Source organism: Pedobacter frigiditerrae (assembly GCF_004331645.1).
Lineage (GTDB): Bacteria > Bacteroidota > Bacteroidia > Sphingobacteriales > Sphingobacteriaceae > Pedobacter > Pedobacter frigiditerrae.
The window spans coordinates 1-20,838 of the sequence record NZ_SJSK01000007.1; the positions used below are offsets into that span (position 1 = coordinate 1).

The 20,838-nt window shown below is 37.6% G+C and carries 16 protein-coding genes and 1 pseudogene; 9 read left to right on the forward strand and 8 right to left on the reverse strand.

Going from position 1 to position 20,838, the window contains the following annotated elements; translation table 11 throughout:
- A pseudogene (locus EZ428_RS21215) lies at window positions 1-258 on the reverse strand (hypothetical protein); the annotation flags it as partial.
- Between the two features lie 465 nt (window positions 259-723).
- Here EZ428_RS21215 and EZ428_RS21220 point away from each other — a divergent pair.
- A complete protein-coding gene (locus EZ428_RS21220) occupies window positions 724-2,166 on the forward strand; it encodes a ligand-binding sensor domain-containing protein (protein ID WP_131555318.1) in 1,443 nt (480 codons plus the stop codon).
- A gap of 166 nt (window positions 2,167-2,332) precedes the next feature.
- Here EZ428_RS21220 and EZ428_RS21225 read toward each other — a convergent pair whose 3' ends face one another.
- The 3 genes from EZ428_RS21225 to EZ428_RS21235 all read right to left on the reverse strand — a co-directional run bounded on the left by EZ428_RS21225 (window position 2,333) and on the right by EZ428_RS21235 (window position 5,395).
- A complete protein-coding gene (locus EZ428_RS21225) occupies window positions 2,333-3,805 on the reverse strand; it encodes a serine hydrolase domain-containing protein (RefSeq protein WP_131555320.1) in 1,473 nt (490 codons plus the stop codon).
- A 401-nt stretch (window positions 3,806-4,206) separates the two neighbouring features.
- Window positions 4,207-4,641, reverse strand: a complete 435-nt coding sequence (locus EZ428_RS21230) for a hypothetical protein (RefSeq protein ID WP_131555322.1) — start codon at window positions 4,639-4,641, stop codon at window positions 4,207-4,209.
- Window positions 4,625-5,395, reverse strand: coding sequence for a hypothetical protein (locus EZ428_RS21235; RefSeq protein WP_131555324.1), 771 nt, complete (start codon window positions 5,393-5,395; stop codon window positions 4,625-4,627). The genes EZ428_RS21230 and EZ428_RS21235 overlap by 17 nt, the downstream gene beginning before the upstream one ends.
- A gap of 142 nt (window positions 5,396-5,537) precedes the next feature.
- Between EZ428_RS21235 and EZ428_RS21240 the strand changes: the two genes are divergently transcribed.
- Entirely contained in the window at window positions 5,538-5,729 is a 192-nt protein-coding gene (locus tag EZ428_RS21240; RefSeq protein WP_131555326.1) for a hypothetical protein, read from the forward strand.
- Window positions 5,730-5,817: 88 nt separating this feature from the next.
- On the opposite strand, the gene EZ428_RS24055 is transcribed toward EZ428_RS21240, so the two are convergent.
- Window positions 5,818-5,991, reverse strand: a complete 174-nt coding sequence (locus EZ428_RS24055; protein ID WP_165501846.1) for a hypothetical protein — start codon at window positions 5,989-5,991, stop codon at window positions 5,818-5,820.
- A gap of 80 nt (window positions 5,992-6,071) precedes the next feature.
- Here EZ428_RS24055 and EZ428_RS21245 point away from each other — a divergent pair, with 80 nt between their 5' ends.
- Window positions 6,072-6,980 carry an AbiTii domain-containing protein gene (locus EZ428_RS21245; RefSeq protein ID WP_131555328.1) on the forward strand — a complete coding sequence of 303 codons (909 nt, stop codon included), beginning with the start codon at window positions 6,072-6,074 and terminating at the stop codon, window positions 6,978-6,980.
- A gap of 5 nt (window positions 6,981-6,985) precedes the next feature.
- On the opposite strand, the gene EZ428_RS21250 is transcribed toward EZ428_RS21245, so the two are convergent.
- Together EZ428_RS21250 and EZ428_RS21255 are read right to left on the reverse strand one after the other, a co-directional pair.
- Window positions 6,986-7,690 carry an AbiTii domain-containing protein gene (locus tag EZ428_RS21250; protein WP_131555330.1) on the reverse strand — a complete coding sequence of 235 codons (705 nt, stop codon included), beginning with the start codon at window positions 7,688-7,690 and terminating at the stop codon, window positions 6,986-6,988.
- Between the two features lie 408 nt (window positions 7,691-8,098).
- Window positions 8,099-9,151, reverse strand: coding sequence for a hypothetical protein (locus EZ428_RS21255; protein ID WP_131555332.1), 1,053 nt, complete (start codon window positions 9,149-9,151; stop codon window positions 8,099-8,101).
- A 331-nt stretch (window positions 9,152-9,482) separates the two neighbouring features.
- Here EZ428_RS21255 and EZ428_RS21260 point away from each other — a divergent pair, with 331 nt between their 5' ends.
- Together EZ428_RS21260 and EZ428_RS21265 are read left to right on the forward strand one after the other, a co-directional pair.
- Entirely contained in the window at window positions 9,483-10,034 is a 552-nt protein-coding gene (locus tag EZ428_RS21260; RefSeq protein WP_131555334.1) for a DUF2199 domain-containing protein, read from the forward strand.
- A gap of 607 nt (window positions 10,035-10,641) precedes the next feature.
- Window positions 10,642-11,988, forward strand: a complete 1,347-nt coding sequence (locus EZ428_RS21265; RefSeq protein ID WP_131555336.1) for a TPR end-of-group domain-containing protein — start codon at window positions 10,642-10,644, stop codon at window positions 11,986-11,988.
- 1,257 nt (window positions 11,989-13,245) lie between these two features.
- Here EZ428_RS21265 and EZ428_RS21270 read toward each other — a convergent pair.
- Entirely contained in the window at window positions 13,246-14,256 is a 1,011-nt protein-coding gene (locus tag EZ428_RS21270) for a LacI family DNA-binding transcriptional regulator (RefSeq protein WP_131555338.1), read from the reverse strand.
- Between the two features lie 143 nt (window positions 14,257-14,399).
- Here EZ428_RS21270 and EZ428_RS21275 point away from each other — a divergent pair, with 143 nt between their 5' ends.
- The 4 genes from EZ428_RS21275 to EZ428_RS21290 all read left to right on the forward strand — a co-directional run bounded on the left by EZ428_RS21275 (window position 14,400) and on the right by EZ428_RS21290 (window position 20,792).
- A complete protein-coding gene (locus tag EZ428_RS21275; RefSeq protein ID WP_131555340.1) occupies window positions 14,400-15,290 on the forward strand; it encodes an inositol oxygenase family protein in 891 nt (296 codons plus the stop codon).
- A 118-nt stretch (window positions 15,291-15,408) separates the two neighbouring features.
- Window positions 15,409-18,423, forward strand: a complete 3,015-nt coding sequence (locus tag EZ428_RS21280) for a SusC/RagA family TonB-linked outer membrane protein (RefSeq protein ID WP_205945787.1) — start codon at window positions 15,409-15,411, stop codon at window positions 18,421-18,423.
- 18 nt (window positions 18,424-18,441) lie between these two features.
- Window positions 18,442-20,115, forward strand: coding sequence for a RagB/SusD family nutrient uptake outer membrane protein (locus EZ428_RS21285; RefSeq protein WP_131555342.1), 1,674 nt, complete (start codon window positions 18,442-18,444; stop codon window positions 20,113-20,115).
- Window positions 20,116-20,498: 383 nt separating this feature from the next.
- Window positions 20,499-20,792 carry a GIY-YIG nuclease family protein gene (locus EZ428_RS21290; RefSeq protein ID WP_131555344.1) on the forward strand — a complete coding sequence of 98 codons (294 nt, stop codon included), beginning with the start codon at window positions 20,499-20,501 and terminating at the stop codon, window positions 20,790-20,792.
- Window positions 20,793-20,838: the final 46 nt, after the last annotated feature.

The following is a 20,838-nucleotide window of genomic DNA, read 5'->3' on the forward strand; positions in this document are numbered from 1 at the left end:
CTTGATACGAAATTTTAGTTCCTCGGCAGACGGTTCAGGCGGGGTTGGTTCTTCTGGGTTCAATGGCATGGGATGGTTGAGCAAATTTAGTGAACATGTTCCATACTTTTCATAGTTGCGAAGCCAATATAAAACTCCACTCTTGCTCTTTATGCCATATCGGCGACGAGCTTCCTCTTTGGTGATTGAGCCACTTAGAACCTGATCTAAGATAGAGCGTTTAAGAGACTCGCTGAAAACATACTTTTCTTTCTTCATTTAGTTTACATTTTGTGTAAACCTATTTTAGGACAAGACAAGTCGTTATGCTTCCCGATATAAAATCGGGAGGCATCGTAATGCGACTGCACAGCAATTTATTAACTCTTCGTACTTTCCTATGCATTTAAGGCCAGTCCTCGTACTTCGGATAGAGTTGTGGGGTTTTGAGGGATTGCAGAGTTCCCTAACACGCCACGTCATTGCGATCTCTTCATCGTGCGTCATATCGAACGCAGCGCAGCGAGGAGATATCTGTTCGCTAACAGTATTGGCTTAAACCAACCCCCACAGGCTTGTCCCATTCCCTGCCTACCGCAGGCAGGCGAATTGGAGGAATCTATGAGTCTAATCAAACAATGAATTTGTAACCATTGTCACTCATTTTCGGCTCGCTAATAATTTCAATAACTCAAGTAAAAAATATATCTTTCAATAATTTATCATCTCTAATCTTTACACTCATTGAAAACAATCTTATTAGCTGTTGCCCTAATTATATTTTCTAACACGCTTTATTCACAAAACCTTTATCCCGAAAAGTTCGAAGACTGCAAATTGACTACCTTTTGCCTTGATTGTGGCACTCAGAAAGCGCAACCTCCAAAGTCTATTTTACAAAGCTTGTTTAATGGAATGGGCGAAAAAAATCTAGCTGCACTTAAAGGCACTATTGAGCTACAAATCCTTATTGATCAAAATGGTAAACCTTGTTTGCTAAGTGCCGAAAACAAGACCAATATCAGCTCTGCTGACCTTAAACTTAAAGAATCAGTAAATGGGGGTGAAAATTGGGCAGCAGCCACAACGGGTTCGAAAACAGAGAACAGTTCAGTTTGTATCATACTTAAATTTGAGAATGGCAAATACGAGGCAAAAAGGAGGGTTTTTGATTTTGCCAATCAGGCTAACATGTCTTCTAAAGGTACTCCAGACCAAAAAGGAAGCGACAAGGCACAGCTCACAGAAAATTGGCAGCTTTATGACCAAGCTAATTCAGAATTGCCATGGGACATGACTAGGGCAGTAGCAAGCGACCAAAAGGGCGATGTTTGGATTGGTACAGATAACGGGATCGTAAAAATAACAAATGGAAAATGGGAACATTATAACTCATCTAATACCATTATCGCATCGGCTCCTAAAAATAAAAATGAAACAAAGTCTGTAAGGGATATGGTGGTTGATCAAAAGGATAACAAATGGTTTGTAATTGGTTATGAGGTGTACAAATATGATAACCATGTATGGAGCAAATTTGATTCGCTCAATTCGCCTATCAATTGGGCAAGAACAAGCTATGCAGACCATTTGGGTAATGTATTTTTTACCTCATGGGATGGGGTTGCTAAATTTGATGGTGAAAAGTGGAGCCAGCTTACCAAAAAGAATGCAAAACTGCCATCGGATAAAACGCTAGGTGTATTTGTCGACAGCAAGGAGCGAACTTGGATTGGTACATTTGAGGGCAACGTAGTTATTGAAAAAGGAAAAACCACACTCCTTAACGATAAATCTTCGCCACTTTCTAAAGCTTATATGGCTCAGATGCACGAAGACAAAAAGGGAAACCTCTGGTTCTCGCTTCATAACGAAGAAGGAACTGCGGCAGGGATTTATAAACTATCTCCCGATGGCGTTTGGGAACGACTACTGAATGATGATCCAAAAATGTTTGTTGCCAATAGCATTAACGAATTCTTTTTAGATGAGCGAAATGGTACGCTGTGGATTAGCCAAAACAATGTAGGGATTTTAAAATATACCATTGCCAGCAAGAAACTGGAGATTTATACTAATGAAAACTCAAACGTGCCTAGTGTTCATATCGAAAGGATAACCAAAGATAAGGATGGCGCTATTTGGGCTGCCACTTATGCAGGGGTAATTAAAACAGTGTTGAAATAATAATATTTCAGGATGCATATACTTCAGGAATATATAATCGCTGGGTGGATAATTTAGGTAATTCTTCTTTGGTAAATAAAACTGTTTGTTATTAAAGCACATTCACACTGTGCTTAAGAATGCGCTAAGTGAGGTTTGAGGGGTTGCACATCACTACCAATATAACCTATTTTATCTTTTCAATCTTCCTGTTGTCATCAGTATCTATAAAGCCATCAACCAGGCCGTTTGGGGCAGTGCTAAACTTGAAGTGCGCCTCTCTTTCGGCTAGGTAAAATGCTGAATTAGAGGTGAAGTAAAGCCTACTTTTAACCGCTGCATTGAGCCATAATTGGCCATTTTCTATGGAGATGGCAACAGGTTTTCCTTGCCATTGATAGTTGCCAACATATTTTTGCATCAAGTCTATAGGTAACGAAATGGTCTTGTTGATTTCTGGCTTGTAAAAACCTTTCCAGTTGTAAACAAGGGCTACGCTGTTAAAGATTTCCTTGGTAAGCCCAGGGTTAGCGCTATTGGTCATTACCACCACGCCATTACCGTTTTCAAAGCTGCCGATATACTCGGAGATGAAGCCCTTTGTTCCCCCGCTATGGGTGAAATATTTTTCGTTTCCTTTTTGCTTGATGAATACACCCATTGCGCTTTCATTATCAATATAGGGGGTAAGCCTTAGCATGGTCATCTTTTGGGAAAGTACCTTGGCTGATTTTCCCTTTAGCGACAGTTGTGTTTCGATGATGTATTTAGCTAGGTCGGTTGGGTTGGTCCAGAGTGAGGCAGCGGCCATTTCTGGATAAAAATTGTAGCCACCTTCATTGGCTTTTTTTCCATCAGGGTAGTATCCTGATGCCAATAGGTTCTTTTTGCTTGGAGTGGGCTCACTAAAAAAGCTTTCGGTCATTCCAAGAGGTTGCAGTACCTGTTGCAGCATGTAGTCTTCGTATTTCTTGCCAGTGATATCGGTAAGCATGAGTTGGGAGATGGTGATTCCGCCACCAGAATATTCAGCGGTTTTTCCAGGCTCGTACATCGAGCGTACGGCCTCTGAATTTGCAGGTTTTTTACCATCAAGAATCTCATAGATGGTTGGAATAGCTTCGCCTTTCATGTAACCGCCGAAGCCATGGCCCGAAAGGCCTGCAGTATGGCTCAGTAAGTTTGCCGTAGTTATCTTTTTTCCTTTTGAGAGCGAATCGTAGGGGAATTTCCAGCTGCTTAGGTAATTGTTGATGTCCTTATATAAGTCTAATTTACCATCCTGTACCAGTTTCAGCATAGCGACGCCATTTAGCGACTTGCTGATTGAACCGGCCTGGAAAAGCGTTTTTGTGCTAACAGGCTTTTTCTGCGCAACATCTGCCCAGCCGTAGCCTTTTGCCCAAGCTATCTTATAGTTTTTAATCACTACAATGCTTAGTCCGTTAACCTTGTATTTCTCCATTCTCTCCTTTAGGGAATACCTTTGGTGCTCTTGATCGGTTGCCCAGGTAGCAAGGTTCTGTTCAGTCATTTCGATGCTGTCCCTTAGTTGTTTTTGCCCTTGGCTTTTTGATTGTGCAAATAATGTCGAAGAGCAGATAGAGAACTGAATAAAAAAAAGTGTGCAAAGGATAAGGTGGCTTGGCTTGATGGTCATACGTTTTTTGTGCTAGGATATAGGGGCTATATTCCATTAGGTATGTTTGGATGCGCTAAAGTAGTTAATTTTTTCATTTCACTAAATAGATCATATTTAGATTTCTATTGATGAAGATCTTTCACATCATAGGATAAGCAATAGAAATATTGGTCATGTGCCTTTGTTCATGTTCAATGGATAACCAAAGATAAGGATGGTGCTATTTGGGCTGCTACTTATGCAGGGGTAATAAAAACAGTGTTGAAATAAATATATTTCAGGATGAATATTTACTTCAGGAATATATAATCGCTGGGGGAATAATTTAGGTAATTCTTCTTCGGTAAATAAAACTGTTTGTTATTAAAGCATAAGTCACGCTGCGCTTAAGACTTGTGCTAAGTGGATAATTGCGCTTGTTAAATATAAGGTTTAACATTATTCCGTTCAGAATCATCGTTTCCATAATCGCCATTATCTCCATCAACACCACAAACTGCCATTTCCGATACTTTCCATTTTCTCTTTTGATATAACCTATACCACGCTGTCCTGGTAAGATTATATCGGTGCTCAAGAATATTTCTTGAAATAACATCCTTCGCTTCCTTATGACTTATGATATATCCAAATATCTCTAAACAATCCTTGGCATAAAGTTCTTTTTTCTCAATGTGAAAGTGCCAAACGATATCAATGTATTTAGTTGGGACTGCTCCAATTTTTGGGTATAACTTCACAAGAAATATGAATTTTTCATAGTCTGCAACATATTTAACCCCAATGTGATTTGACAAGCACAATAGTTTCCGTAGTTCGTTGAGCCTAGGTACTTTATTAGTGCTCGGTTTCATATCCAGTAATGTCATAGTTGATCATAGATTTACCATCTTTTTTGAAAAATTTAGAGCCAAAATAAGGCATCGCTTTTTCCATTTCCTCTCTCAAGGTTTTTCTTGAGTTTTTTATATCTTCAAACGAACCAAAACGTTTCCCCATATATTTTACCATACATACTCCACATTTTACAATATTATTAGAGTTGCGCCAAAGTGCAACGAAATACTTTAAGTCAGCATTATCTGAGTTGTTACCAAGATAGAATTCATAATTCTTTTTATTCACTGTACTTTTTAAAATGAAACTATAAGTATTATTATCTAGAACAAGTATGCCCTTCGCTTGCTTTGGACGGGACCACATTTCTACTTGTAGACCATCTATAAGTAATACAAAATGGATGATTTCGTTGAGTTCTTCTGACTTAAAATATCCATAATAAGTTCCGTTCTTAAACTGTTTGGGACTAGTTGTATCTTTCATGTAAAATCGCGTATCGTGAGAATTAAAATGTACGCGTGAAAAATCTGGCTGTAACAAGTGATAGAAGGAGTTATAAATAAATATTTTTGAAGATGTTGTGATCTCAAAGCCCATGCGTTTCAATCCTTTGAAAGTCGCTAGTGGGATTTTCCCAATAGCCGCCATTCGTTGTCCATCCATCCCTAACTCTTCAAAGATTGATATAATATTATCAAAAAGCTCACGTGTGTAAATTATGTGCTCGCCTTCATAATATAAATCAATAATTTCTTTTTTTTTGTTCATAACTCTAATCACAAAGTATGAAATTAAAGATATTTTGATACTTTTTTTAATTTAATTTTCATTCCTGCTCAATTAAATATCTATCTCAAAACCAAGGGGATAAAACTTTAGTAGTTTTATATCGTATTTAATTTTTAAAATAATGGGAAATTTTTTAGAATCATTAGGTGGGATTGTAGCTGGAGCTATTATCGCTACCGGCAGTGCATTGAGCACGGGTTGTGATGTTGTTACTTCAGCAGCATGTCAGGCTGGTAAAATTGTTTCTGACGTTGCAGAAGGGGTTGCATCAATTGCTGAGGATAAGTCAAAAAATGATAGACTTGGAAGTTGATGGATCAAAATAAAGGATGACTTTAGGTCATCCTTTATTTGAAAAAAAATACTTTCTAATATAAAGTATAGCCATTGCAGAAATTTATTCATATGCAATTTTTATTCCTAGTAATCTCTAAAGCTTTAAGGTCAGAAAACCCTGGTAAAACTTCAGCTCTTCTTTGAGCTGCTTCAGCAAGCTCGCGGCTAGCATAAATTCCAATCACTTTGAAATCTTCTTCTCCAGGCAAATCATCATCAGTATGTGTGTGCCATAACAAAAATTTTTGTAAGCTGATTATATGAAACAGCAATAAATTGAAGATAATCTCTGTATCTTAGAAGTTTTACGTTCGATCTAATGAAATTAATCAGTGATATTATAAATGATCTTGTTGATGATCAGCTCCCAATCACCGTTGCGTTAAATAAGACTAAGATTTTGGCGACAAGAATTGGTAATCGAAACCTTTTAAATTGGGTGAACTATGAACTTAAAGGTTATCCTAACAGAGAATCATTGCCAGAATATAGGATAACAAACGGTACGATAATTGGCGATTTTGTAAACGGGAGGCACCAAGTCACAAATTATCCTATTCCTTTGCCTGAATTCGGTGATGGTATGGATGATCAACTTCGGGAATTTCGATTTTTGGAAAGTGCTGCTACCTTGGAATTGTTTTCGAAAAATGAAAATCCCAGTCTGGTATTTCGGTTTCCAGAGCAATTGAAAAACTCACTTGAAGATATTTTAAGAAATACAAATGGCCCATATTTTCAATTATTAAACATTGGTGTAACAATTCCCATCCATATTGCCGCCCAGGCTTTGTCTGCGACAAAAGATAAGCTCCTGGAGTTTATGTTGGGAATAGAAAAAGAATTTGGGGTTGAAACAGAAATATCAGAATTAAAGAGTAACAATGCTAAAATTAATTATATTATGAACAATACTATAACAAATAACGGTGATGGTAACGTGGTTAATGCCGGTGCCAATTCATCGATTAGTGCCATTATAAATATCACCAAAGGCAATAAAGAGCAGTTGGTACAAACGCTGAAGGACAGTGGAGTGGAAAATGACGACGTAGCAGAATTGCTCACAATAATAGATTCGGAACAACCAGTAAATAATGGTTTTGGAATTAAGGTGAACGAGTGGATGAAAAAAATGCTTTCAAAGTCGCTAGATGGAACTTGGCAGGTTGGAATTGGAGCAGCTGGTACTTTACTCGCAGAAGCTCTTAAGGCGTATTATGGTTAGTCACGTCATTGCTTTTTCTGTAAATTAATTTTTGATTTGTCACCAGTATTACTGACGTTTTGATTGCCATTGTTGACTATTTTGTTTTTAATATAGTTGTTTATGATTTGGTTGTTCAATTCTTGTTTGTCTTTAAATGTGGAAATTTCAATACTATAACCGAACTTTTCAGCAATATCTGTAGCAAATGCCAGTAGTCTATACCTTACTGTACTAACGATCTGCATTGTTAATGTTGGGTTACCACTTATCATGGCGGCAGTAGGGGTAAGACCTTGATTAGAAATTTTATCTACTGCTTTCTTTACATAAGCTAGCATACCAGGAGGTACTGGCGTGCCTAGCGAGCTAGAATTATCGACAATTTCTTTTGCCGCCATAGCTTCAATAATTCTAATACCTTCTGTCATTTTTACGTATTGTAACTGAGTGTCAAACGGTGCTTCCAAATTGGAAATTGGGAGTTCAAATGTTGTACTTTCATAACCCTTTTGTAAAACCACAGTTAATTTTGCTATCGTCTGTCTATATTTTGGAGGTGTTTCTCCTTTATATCCATTAATCTCGAGCTCCGTAAATCGAAGCAATTTTTCATTTTTTACCAATCTTGAGAAATAATTCAGCTTTAATAGAGGGATTTCTAGAGAATTATTTCCATTTAGAAGATCTTCGATTACTTGTTGCAAAAGGAATGTGTAATTATCATTCATATTTTTATCGATTTGTCTGGTTATTAAGATAGGAAGTTTTAGCTGTTGAATTTCAACCTCATCTCATCAATGATTTTTTATTAAACATCATTTTTGGCAGATTCAATTGAGTTACTATAAATTGTTTATACTTCCAATGACTTAAGGCAATTGTAAATATATTAGGTCAAAGAAATTCAATTAAATTTTGGAAGTTAAGCATTAATTAATAATTTGTAACGCACTAACGCTCGATCTCCCCATCTATCGCAAGCGTCCCGCCTGTAATGGAATATTATCTGTTCAGTAAAAGATGCTGTACTTTTTGTTTTAAGCCATTTGATTAGTTGATGTACTTGCTTCAGTTATATATAGATTTACACGAAGGGTACAATCATCAACCTATATAGAATACTTGGTTTTTATGAGTTAGTTATTGTTTAACTGTTTAAGCAAGTTCATGATTTCTAATGGTTCTGAATAAATTTCGCATTTGTAATAAGAGGTACAATCAATGGGCTTTGATTTCAAGAGGTGATGAAACTTCTTTTCAGTGAAAAAGTAGTCTGCATAACCAACACCAATACAGGAATGGGAAAGGTCATAAAAGTCATTCTTATGGACTTTTCTTGATATTTCAATGTTTATTGCAGCGTGTATAGCAGAGTGAAGGTAGAGAAATGGTGCATGCGTACGATAAAGTGGCAAATGCTTTACTGGATCAATTTGGCCAATTGGGCTATGCTTAAGTATGTTTTTTAGGGGTTCAATTTGAGATTTTAAACCTTGTATTAAGAGCCCTTTATAGTTATGGGGAGATGTATCTATTTGCTTCGTGTCATTCATTATTTGGGCAAACTGTTCGGAAGCATCATAGAAATCCCCATCGGTTTCCTTTAAGTATTCCTCTACTGTCATCCCTGATATAGAGTCGTATAAGAGGTTGAAAAGAAGGTTTGGCTCGTCTTCAAGCTTCTTGAATGTCATTGCAGTCAGAAACCTATTTGCTTCGTATACTGAACTTAGATGATAATTTTCTATAGGCTGTTTGCCTACAGAAATTCGGTCGATATTGATGAATTCAAGGGAACAAGCATTAAGGCCATTTAGTATAACAGTTATCTTAAGCTTATCCATTAATGAGGCTGTTTTTAATTTCTTCTCCAACGGCATCTTTTCGATTTCGGTCAAAATTGAATCCGACACTACGCAGGCTACCTCAGCTTTTTCTGTTAATTGAATTAATTGGTGGTAAATGTTCTTATATAGTATCTTCTGCTCTTGAGCCATCGATGTAGTTTCATTGTCTAGCACAATTCTAAAGCTGATCCAATACTTCATATCGATGAAAATCAATTTTTTGCCACGCACTTCTTCATAAGGTCTTTGTCGCATAATCTCGGCAAATGCTGCTCTTGGCAAATGATGGATGCCGTTGGTGTCTAATATAAAAGCTTGTACTTCTTCCTCGGAATAACGCATATTTTTTCAATGGCTAAAGTGTAAATATAGTGCAAAACGACGAATGCTCTAATCTGCTTTCTCAAAACGCTGTTTCTTTAACCCTAACTCAAAAAGCTAAACCTTATATACAAGAAAACTTCTCACTTCGGGAGTCCCAAAAATGGGAGTAAGTAATATGCTGTGCGGGTGGGAATTAAACTGCACCTAACAGGGGTTTGGCAAAACTTGGTGGGAATTCTTCTATACCGTTCCAATCTTTTAGTAACTTTACTCGAGCCACCAAGCTCAGTAATACCCAAACCGTTGGCCGCTACGCCTAACGACCATTCATTAACTGACAAAAATCAAAATGAAACTCTTCTCATTTTTAAAAAAGAAAGAAAAAAAAATAGGTTATACATGCTCGTGCTGCGGACAGGTTTATGATGAAGCGCCGCTTTGTTTTGGCGCTGCCTATCCAGACTATTATTTTTCTGTTCCGCCTGAGGAACGAAGTGAAAGAATAGAATTGCAACCAAGCCTTTGTGTTGTTGACAAAGAACATTTCTTTCATCGTGGCTGGTTAACAATTCCAATAATTGACCATAATGAAAATTTAATTTTCAATGTATGGACTTCTATAAGTGAAGAGAATTTCGGGATCAGAATGGATGTTTGGGAAAACCCAAAAAGAATTGACGAAGACCCTTATTTTGGTTGGTTACAGACCCTTGTTCCCACTTACGGCGACACCTTGAACATCAAGACAAAGGCTGTTGAACAAGCTGTTGGACTAATTCCAGAAATTATAGTGATTGAAGAAAACCATCCTTTGAAAATCAATCAGGACAATGGGATTACTTACAAACAGGCTTTGGAAATAGTTGAGAAAATAATGAAAGAGCAACATCAAGAAAATTAACTTTTGCCTTTCCATGGCAATGACGCACGTATTTTGTTAGGGGATTTGCAATCTCTCAAAACCCTTTCTATCGCATTACGATTGCCAGTCAGCCTGTCCCGAATTTACTTCGGGAAGCTGGCAATGACGTACGTGGTTTGTTAGGCAATCTGCAACCCTTCAAAACCCCACAATACGCCATAAACTTAACTCATAGATTTCTCCCCGATGTAAAATCGGGACAGGCCGAAGTCGCTTGCCTGCCGGTAGGCAGGGAATGACAGACAGGGCGTGTTAATTTATGAAACTATGCAACCCCTCAAAACCCCACAACCCTTTCGTCCAAAGGGATATGCCAAAGGCATTGCGATCTAACCTTTGGTATAGCACATCTCGAACAGTGGGAGCGCTTACTTACATTAATAAAGGTTTAGCAAAATTGGCGGAAATGGCTTTAACCAGTTATATTGCACAATAATTTAAATAGCAGCCACTATCATAACTCTAAAAATTTAGCACAAGCCTTAAACATAGCACTATGGGATTATTTGACTTTTTAAAAAGGAAAAAAACAGTTGCTGATGAACAATCAAAAACAGTTTATTCGAGCAATGAAACTGAATCAAAATTGGACGATCCAGCAGTTACAGTAAACAATAATGAGAAGGCGAAAAGAGTGAGTCAGGTTGAATTTAATTCGATACCTTTTCAACAGCAAGCACTTGCTTTGGCGCTATGGAAGATTAAAGAAAATGACTATTTGCGAGAAACGGCGATTAATGAATTAGCTAATATTGGATTGGATAATAATCAGGTGAATTTTATTCTTAACCAAGTTAAACCATATCTAAATGAAAGTTTAAATGAAACTTTTGTGGTTAATTTAGGTATAGAAAATAATGTTTTTGAGAGCGCTAAATATCAAGAGGAAATTTTTAAGAAAGCTGAAAGTTTGTATGAAAAAAATATCTTGAACTATGAGCTAGTGAAGTTCAATCTTTTGAAGGAGGGATTAAATATTGCTCAGGCCGATTTGATTGTTGCAAAGCTTTATAAAAAAGTTTCTGCAATGGTCAAAGATTTTCAAGAAAAATTAGATTCAGGAGTAATTTCAGAAATAAAAATCCAACCAAATCCAGAACACCAAAAGGGAAATGTTGGCAAAGACCAAGTAGACAGATATATTGCTTATGGAGCCCACCAAATGGAACAAGGCTATTTAGACAATGCTTTAGAATTATTTGACAAAGCAATTGAATTAGATGAAAATGCTACACTAGCCTATGCAAATAAAGGGCAGCTATTTGCGTTAAAAAATGACAAGGAAAAGGCACTTTATTTCACAAATAAGGCACTTGAATTAGAACCAAATCATCCGCAAATATTAGATAATAAGGTAGATATCGTATATGATTTGCTTAATGAGCGTAAAATAGAGGAGCAAGAGTTTATTTCCATTATCAAAGATATTTTGACAAAGGATTCTGAAAACCCTAATGCACTAATCTATATTATCCAGTATTTTTTAAAACAAAATCAACTAGACGATGCATTGCAAAAAGTAAAAAAATTGTTTACAAATTATCATAACGAGCAGGTTACAACTCAATTATTATTGAACACCCTGGAGCAACTACCAGAAGAAGAAGCTTTAAGACAATTTGGTATCATTGAAAGTGAAGCGAATGAGGAAGCAAAATACCAATTGAAATACAATAAAGGATTATACTTAAAAGGGATCCGTAAATTTGAGGAAGCGCTTAAACTATATGATGATTTAAATAAAATCCAAGAGTTTTCCTGGAGTTACTATCAAATGGCGATAATGAAAAACCTGCAAGGTAAAACAACCGAGAGTCTAGAACTGCTTAAAATCACCTTTAATTTAGAACCGTCATTAAAAGCAGATGCAAAAAACTATCCCGAATTACAAAACTTGTGGACAAACCCTGATTTTATAGAATTAACGACCTAAAAAAATCTATGAAGGGCAGCCGGTAACACATGTGAATGTTATAAGCAAACGCTGACAGATTGGTTGGTTGTACTGTTTCATAAAGATGTTATAAGCGTTTAAATAAAGATTTTTGTAATTCCTTCCCTCCGATGTAAAATCAGAACTGGCTCTCCAAAGGGGAACAGCATAGTTCAAGAAAGCAGGGCGTCTGGTATGGTTTACAATGATTTTAAGTTTATGTTACAAAAAGGCATACTGCGCTTTTTGTTTGGAGCTTATATGTTTAATTATTGTATTTTGGTTTGTGATTTAGACACAGCCAGGGTGAGTAAGGAACAATAACGAAGCTTGATATGAGTAAACTTATAATAACCATTCTTTTTTTTACATTGATTAGTTGTTCAACGAATTTGAAAGAATATGAAATAGTTGGAAAATACGAAGTTGACAAATTCTCCTATCGGGACAAATCAGTTTTAGTAGACGACTATAGTACATTGTCCCTTAACCCAGACAGCACATTTGAGTTTCAAATGTATAATAAGCCTAAAGGTTTAACGGGTAGGTGGAAGATTGTTCAATCAAAAAAAGAAACACTTATAGAATTTACATGTGCTAATAAAAAGATGAATGGTCGTTTAAAAGGGACGATAATTTCATTTGACTATCCTAATGATCCATTTAATGGGAGATATAATTCAATTTTATTTGTAAGATTAAGATGAATTGTCAAATAGACTGTTTCTGGATTTAACTCATGGATTAGCTTCGCTGAGCCCTTAGGTGGCGAACCGAGGCAAGCCTGTGGGCAGGGGAAATTAATGCTAGCAACTAACAGATTTCTCCTCACTGCGTTCGTTCGAAATGACGGTACGGTAAAGGAGTCTCTCACACATCCTCCACACTGCCTATGAGCCAGCTAAGAACCAGAACCACACAACAAACACACAAGGATCACTAAACAATCACACATAAACGAGACATAAATGACACACCACTCACACATCAATGACACATAAAATTTACCTTTTTATTAGGGGATATTGAAAGGTCTGTGGATTGGGTAAGGTTGGTGCGAATTGCTAACAGATATCTCGTCGCTGCCTGCCTGCCGGACAGGCGGGCGCTCCGTCGATATGACGGTTAACGATTAGGAATCTCAATTGCAAAGCCTGCGGGTTGGGTAGGATGGTGCTGATAGCTAACAGATTTCTCCTCGCGAAAAGCTCGTTCGAAATGACGGGTCGATAAAAGAGTCTAGCACGATACTTCAAATTAACTACTCGAATCCCTCACCACTAACGTACTCTGTATCATGAAATCTTCTTTTACTAAACTGAAGTTTCTATTTTCTAAAGCTTTAAATAGGAGGGTTGCTGCCATTTTACCCATTTCGAATGCGGGTTGGGTAATGGTAGTGAGCGATGGATTAAGGATGGCTGCTATTTCTAGGTTAGAGAAACAAACGATCTTTAAATCCTCAGGTACTTTTATTTGCAAATCTTTGCAAGCGGTGTAAATAGGTGTGGTTAATTTTTCTACAGAAGCCACAATGCCATTGGGTTTGTGCTTTTGTTGTAGTAGCTTTTTAATCAGCTTGTAATTTTGCTCGGGGTCATTGGTACAGTCTACGATGTATTTTTGGTCTACCTTGATGTGATGGTCTTCCAATGCTTTGAGGTAGCCTTCTAATCTTTTATTGCTAATGGAAAGACTCTTTGAAATACTTAAAAAAGCAATGCGATCAGCCTTTTGTTGGATGAGGTGTTCGGTGGCTTTGTAAGCACTCTCGAAATCATCTGTTGTAATTTTTGCAGTTTCTACATCATCGCAAGCACGATCGAAAAATACAATGGGTAGGCCATTTGTAATTAAGTCGCTGATATGACTGCAATTGGTGGTTTCTGTAGAAACCGATAGGAGCACACCATCTACTCTTCCACCTTGAAATTCTTTTAAAATGGTTTTTTCATTCTCGAAACTTTCATGGGTTAAACAAATGAGTACATGGTAACCTTTTGTTTTGGCTACCGATTCTATACCGTTAATGGCCAAAGAGAAAAAGCTATCTGCTACTTCGGGTATCACTACGGCAATGTTTTTACTTTTCCGGCCCCGTAAGCTACTGGCGTAAGGATTGGGTACATAGTTAAGCCTTGCTGCTGTTTCCAGTACACGTTGTTTGGTTTCTTCGCTTATTTCGTAACTGTCATTTAAAGCCTTTGATACGGTAGAAACGGAGAGGTTAAGCTCTAGCGCCAATGCTTTAATGTTGATGTGTTTCATTTAACGTGTTTGGTGTTACAACTTACAAAATTTCCTTGTCATTTAACTAAATTACGAAAACGGTTTCGTAAATAAACCTGTATGGTTATGCTACAACCAATTGAAAAAAATATCAATTTAGATATAACCAAATATACTAGCTGATGGATATATCTCAAAACAACTTTAGCGATAAGGAAGTGAATCCACTAAACAACCTCGAAGAATGGGAGGAAGATTTATTGCAGCGTTATCCTGATCCGGATAGCATAGCCACTGCAAAAAAAACGGAAGAATACCGTACTTATGATGAAAATACAAAAGATCATGTACGTGAGTTTTACCGCATTAACCACACTTACCAAACCTATGAGTTTGTACAGGAAAAACGTAACAACTATTTAAAGTTTGATAAAAAGGAAATGCCCATTTGGGATGCCTTTCAGTTTTTAAACCAGTTGGTAGATGATTCTGATCCTGATACAGATTTAGATCAGTTTCAGCACCTGCTGCAAACTTCTGAAGCGATACGCATGGATGGTCACCCAGATTGGATGGTGCTGGTGGGTTTAATGCATGACATGGGCAAAGTGTTGTGTTTATTTGGCGAACCGCAATGGGCAGTGGTTGGCGATACCTTCCCGGTAGGTTGTGCGTTTTCAGACAAAATAGTCTATTCAGAATTCTTTAAGAACAATCCAGATTTTACAAACCCAGCCTATAATACCCAACTAGGTGTTTATGAAAAAGGCTGCGGCTTGCGCAATGTAACCATGTCATGGGGTCATGATGAATATGTATATCACATGCTCAAAGACCGTATTCCGGAGGGAGGCTTGTACATGTTGAGGTACCATTCGTTTTACTCATGGCATAGGGAAGGGCAATATGATTACCTGTTAGATGACCATGACCGCGAAATGCTGAAATGGGTAGAGTTGTTTAATCCTTATGATCTATATTCCAAGAATCCAGAACCACCAGATTGGAATAAATTACGACCTTATTATGAAGACTTAGTTGCCAAATACATGCCGGCAACACTGAAGTTTTAATTAACCAAAAGTTAATATTGATAGTACATTGAAGATGACATTGAATGATAATTTTGCGTCGTCTAAATCCTTTTATGTATACAATTTTTTCTAAAGCATTAAACCCAAAACAAACTATATGAGCAAATTTTACTTTTATCATTTAAAGCGCTGCCTAAAATTATTTGCAGCTGCGCTTATGATCTGCTGTTGTTTTTTCTCTCCAGAAAGAACGTTTGCCATGAATGGCACGGCAAGTATCATCAAACTAAAAACAATTACAGGAACTATTGTAGATGCCCAAGATGGGATGCCATTGCCAGGGGCGGGTGTCTCGGTTAAAGGGGGTACACAATCTGCCACTACAGATGCAAATGGGGCTTACACCATAGCCGTTCCTGATGATAATGCAGTTTTAGTGATTAGCTATGTTGGTTATGTAAGCCAAGAGATATTGGTAGGTAACAGAACTAAGATTAATGTTTCTTTAAAGGCTAACGCAACAGATTTATCGCAGGTTGTGGTAATGGGTTACGGTTCGCAAAACAAAAAAGACGTAACGGGAGCTGTAAAGTCTTTAAAAAGCGAAGATTTTAACAAGGGTATCATTAATTCTCCTCAGCAATTGCTACAAGGAAAGGTATCTGGTGTTAACGTAACTTCTGCCAGTGGCGAACCTGGATCTGTTACCGGTGTGGTGATAAGGGGAGCTGGTGGCGTAAGATCAGGAAGTAGTCCACTGTATGTAATTGATGGTTTACCATTAGACAACTCGAATACCGGTAATGGCGATCCACTTACTTTTATCAATCCGCAGGATATCGAATCAATAGATGTATTGAAAGATGCATCAGCAACTGCCATTTACGGTTCTCGTGGTGCGAATGGTGTAATTATCGTAACTACAAAAAAAGGTAAAGCTGGTACTTCGACACTGAATGTTGCCACAAGCCTAGGTGTTTCGAAATTAGCTAGGGCCATCCCTGTTTTAACGGCAGATGAATTTCGTGTAGAGGTGCCAAAAACTGGTGCTGTTTTAGATGACAAGGGAGGGAATACCGATTGGCAAAAAGAAGCCATGCGGACTGCCTTAACACAAAATTATAACTTAAATTTAGGTGGAGGTGCTGATAAGCTGGCGTATTTCGCGTCTATTGGTGCTCAAAAACAAGAAGGTATTATCAAGAAAAACGATTTGAACAGGTATTCTGGAAGATTTAATGTAACGCAGAAGTTCTTAGAAGATCGATTAATCTTAGACATGAACGTGAATGTGGCGAATACCAAGCAAACACGTCCACCGATTGGTACTATTTTAGCAAATATTTTGAGTAATAACCCAACCTATCCTACTAAGGATGCTAATGGTAATCCAATTGCTAGCCTAATTGTTCCCAATCCATCCTTTTATTTCGATTTTGAAAAGGAAACCACGGTTACGAATCGCGTAATCGGTAATGTTTCTCCTTCTTTGAGGCTTATAAAGGGTCTTGTTTATAAGGCAAACTTAGGTATTGATAATTCGACAGCAACTCGTGATGCACTAAACATGCCAAATCCTATCACCACTCGTGAGAGTAGGTTAGAAACTTTCAACAACATCAATAAGAACACATTGATAGAAAATTACTTGACCTACAACTGGGCTAATACCAAGCATAATATATCTGCCTTAGCTGGTCATTCTTACCAAAGAATTTTTATTCAACAGAGAAATACAAGCATCAATAGATTTGTGAATGGTGGTATTGATCCTATTTACAATCCTGGAGTTGGGCAAGATTTAACTTTGGCGAATAACCGTCCGGGTGGTTTTGCATTCATTAATGAGCTACAATCATTTTTTGGCAGGGTAACTTATCAATTTAATAACAAGTACTTGTTTACTGCTAATTTCAGGGCTGATGGGTCATCTAAGTTTGGAGCGAATAACAAGTATGGTTATTTCCCTTCTTTCTCGGCAGGATGGAAAATCTCTGAAGAAGAATTCATGAAGAACTCTATATTCAGCAACTTGAAATTAAGAGCAGGCTATGGTGTTACCGGTAATCAAGAAATTCCACCTAAAATTACACAAGCGCTGTTTAGTTCATTAGCTGCTTCAGGTTATCCGCTTTATCCTACGGGTGCTTATCCGGCAGGTACCACTTATACCAGATTAGCTAATCCTGATATCCAGTGGGAGACTTCAAAACAAACGGACATAGGTCTTGATTTCGGTTTGTTCAAAGGAGCGTTAACTGGTACAATTGATGTGTTTAGAAAAGTATCAGGTAACATTTTATTACAAGTAATTCCTGCAGACCCGATTCAACCAGCACCAGAGGTTTGGGGTAATGTGGAGGACATGACGGTAACCAACAAGGGTATCGAATTTGAATTAGACTACAGACATCAATCAGATAATGGTTTTACCTACAATATTGGCGGTAACATTACCTATTCTAAAAACAAGGTAGAAAACTCGCCCTATACAGTTATTTCTGCTGGGTCTGTAGGCGGATCTGGTCTTACCGGACAAACCATTAACGGTTATGTGAACAATCAACCTATCGGTACGTTCTTTATGAGAGAGTACCTTGGCCTTGGCCCAACTGGTTTAAGTATTTATCGTGACTTAGATGGCGATAATTTGATTACTGACAAGGATAGGGTTTCTGCAGGAACTGCACTGCCAACTACGGTTTATAGCTTCTACGCTAGTGCTGCCTACAAAGGCTTTGATTTAAGTGTTAATTTTAATGGTGTTGCAGGGAACAAAGTTTATGATTACACCCATAATCAGAGTTTCTCTAAATTGAATTTATCGAGAAATCTTAATACAACAAGAGAGGCTATCGCTGATGCAGCAGAATCAATCAACAATAATAATTTCGTGAGTACCAGATACCTTAAAAGCGGTGCTTTCTTAAGATTGAACAACGTGGCTTTAGGTTATAGTTTAAACACTAAGGATTTAGGAATTAATAAATGGTTCTCTACCATTCGTTTATCGGTTACCGCACAGAATCTTTTTGTGATCACTGATTATCCTGGTTACGATCCCGAAGTAAATATAGATAGGTCAATAGGTGGGGTATCGTCTTACGGCATTGATTACCTAAGTTATCCGAAAGCGAAATCTTTCATTTTTGGTCTTAACTTCTCATTTTAAGTTTTAAATTTTACAGACATGAAAACGAAAATATTAATAACGTTACTGGGTTTTGCAACTTTAACAGTAAGCTATAGTTGTTCAAAGTTAGAAGAAAAAGTACTGGATGAAGCTTCGGTTGTGGGCCTTACAGACAAGCAACAAGCGGAAGGAATTATTGCCCCTGTGTATGCAAAATTAGAAGATGTCTTTCTTCATACCAATTATTTTGCCTTACAAGAAATCTCCACTGATGAAGCAATTTTGCCTTATCGTGGAGGTACTGATTGGGGTGACAATGGAATCTATTTGCAACTTCACCAACATGCAAACATTAGTTCTGATGCGAACGTGAGAAATACCTGGAATAACATTGTGACTGGAATTTCGAGAAGTGTGACTGCAATTAATTCTTTGCCTAGCAATCCAGATCCTAGTGCTAAATTGTTTTTGGCCGAAGCTAGGGGTATGAGAGCTTATTACAATTTATTGATGTTAGACCTTTTCGGATTAGTTTTCGTTAAGGAGGACGCGAGTGAAACTTCAAAAATTTTAAGGGGTGAAGCAGCTATTGGTTACATTAAATCTGAATTATTGGCCATTGAACCAGTGGTAGAGAATACAACTGGTCCGGGACGTATTACTAAAGGTGCGGTTTGGGGTTTATTGGCTCGTTTGCACATGAATGCAGCAGTTTACAGAGATGTTTATGCTACTTCCTTTACCTTTAAAACAGAGGATATGGATGCAGCTATTGATTATTGCAACAAGATCATTAGTTCAGGTCAGTATAACTTAGCTACCGATTATTTCTCTTTGTTTAACGACAATAATCATACGAACAAAGAATTGATTTTTGCTGTTGATCAGCGTGCAGACTTAAATGGTCATAATCGTATGGCCTATTTCTCTATTTCTGGTGACCAATTTCCATTGCCAGCTTATACTGGCTCAAATGGAACTGACGGGCCAGCTATTACCTCTGATTTTTATCGTACTTGGGTAAATGCTTATGCGCCATTAGATCCAGCTGGGGCTGATCCACGTTTTTATAAACAAAACCTAGCGCAAGCAACAGGTTGTGTTGATGCTGCTTCGTTTAACATGAACCGCGGTATTTTAAGAGGGCAGCAATATGGTTTAAAAAGGGTTAATAATGCGTTCTTAAAATGTCCAGATGGAAAAATGACGGTAGATAAGCTTTTTTACGATACACGTAGTAGACCTACTTTGGCAGTTGACTTTACAGAGCAGGTAGATTTTACAATTGCTGGAAGTAATTACAATACTGGATACCGAGTGCTTAAATATGAGTTCAGTAAAACTTCGGTAAGTGGAAGGAATTTTGGAGAGCATGACATCATCATTTTGCGTTTAGCAGACATCTATTTGATGCGTGCGGAGGCAAAATTGAGAAAAGGAGATGCAACAGCATTGGCTGATGTAAATATCGTGAGAGCTTCAAGAACAGCTTCTACTCCAGCGCCACCACTTCCTGCAATTACATTAGATCTTTTGTTCCGTGAAAGAGGATTTGAGTTTTATTGGGAAATGGTTAGACGTACAGACATGATCCGTTTTGGAAAATATGAAGGTACTTGGACAGAAAAAACAAATACTGATGTAAGAAAAAGAATTTTCCCTATTCCACAAACTGCAATAGATGGGGCTTCTAACTTGCCTGGGTATTTAGTACAGAATGCAGGTTATTAAGAATATATGATTATATGAGGCCGTCTGGAATGGGCGGCCTTTTTATTGGTTTCGTCATTCCCACAGTTTATCCCGACTTTTTCGGGACAGGTGGGAACCCCGAAGGGCTCAGCACAGCTAATCGTAATGCGATAGAAGGGAGAGAAGAATAGCTGTGCAGTCGCTTTAAGATGCCCTCCCGATAGCTATCGGGACAAGCTGAGCATGACGACTTTTCAAAGAGTTCACGTCATTCCCACGCAGGTGGGAATCGTAATGCGGTTGCAAGGCTAGGATATGTTAGAAGATATAACATTGTGCATTGAGATGCCCGTTCCGAGTACTTCGGGAAGCTGAGCATGACGGGTTTTTCTCTAGTTCAAAGATTACCGTATATTAGGTAGATGGAAAGAGGTGGTTGTGTATATATCTTGACGAATGTATTTAATACAGTTCTTTATATTGGTGTTACTTCTGATTTATTTTCAAGAATAGCTGAACATAAAGACAAGTTATATCCTAAATCATTTACTGCAAAGTATGATTGTAATAAACTAGTGTTTTATGAAATGTATTCAACTATTGAAGAAGCAATTGGCATGGAAAAGAGACTGAAAAAGTGGAATAGGGATTGGAAGATTAAGTTGATTGAGAAAAACAATCCCATGTGGTTGGACTTGTATAGCGAAGATTTATAGTTTTTCTCTAGTTAGCGTCATTCCCACGCAGGTGGGAACCCCGAAG

Excerpts from the sequence above, each read along its gene's own strand:
- EZ428_RS21235 (WP_131555324.1), bottom strand. The coding sequence starts at position 5,395 with ATGAACAAAAAAAAAGAAATTATTGATTTATATTATGAAGGCGAGCAC.
- EZ428_RS21225 (WP_131555320.1), bottom strand. The coding sequence starts at position 3,805 with ATGACCATCAAGCCAAGCCACCTTATCCTTTGCACACTTTTTTTTATT.
- EZ428_RS21275 (WP_131555340.1), top strand. The coding sequence starts at position 14,400 with ATGGATATATCTCAAAACAACTTTAGCGATAAGGAAGTGAATCCACTA.
- EZ428_RS21230 (WP_131555322.1), bottom strand. The coding sequence starts at position 4,641 with ATGAAACCGAGCACTAATAAAGTACCTAGGCTCAACGAACTACGGAAA.
- EZ428_RS21285 (WP_131555342.1), top strand. The coding sequence starts at position 18,442 with ATGAAAACGAAAATATTAATAACGTTACTGGGTTTTGCAACTTTAACA.
- EZ428_RS21270 (WP_131555338.1), bottom strand. The coding sequence starts at position 14,256 with ATGAAACACATCAACATTAAAGCATTGGCGCTAGAGCTTAACCTCTCC.
- EZ428_RS21250 (WP_131555330.1), bottom strand. The coding sequence starts at position 7,690 with ATGAATGATAATTACACATTCCTTTTGCAACAAGTAATCGAAGATCTT.
- EZ428_RS21260 (WP_131555334.1), top strand. The coding sequence starts at position 9,483 with ATGAAACTCTTCTCATTTTTAAAAAAGAAAGAAAAAAAAATAGGTTAT.
- EZ428_RS21280 (WP_205945787.1), top strand. The coding sequence starts at position 15,409 with ATGAGCAAATTTTACTTTTATCATTTAAAGCGCTGCCTAAAATTATTT.
- EZ428_RS21290 (WP_131555344.1), top strand. The coding sequence starts at position 20,499 with ATGGAAAGAGGTGGTTGTGTATATATCTTGACGAATGTATTTAATACA.
- EZ428_RS21240 (WP_131555326.1), top strand. The coding sequence starts at position 5,538 with ATGGGAAATTTTTTAGAATCATTAGGTGGGATTGTAGCTGGAGCTATT.
- EZ428_RS21245 (WP_131555328.1), top strand. The coding sequence starts at position 6,072 with ATGAAATTAATCAGTGATATTATAAATGATCTTGTTGATGATCAGCTC.
- EZ428_RS21255 (WP_131555332.1), bottom strand. The coding sequence starts at position 9,151 with ATGCGTTATTCCGAGGAAGAAGTACAAGCTTTTATATTAGACACCAAC.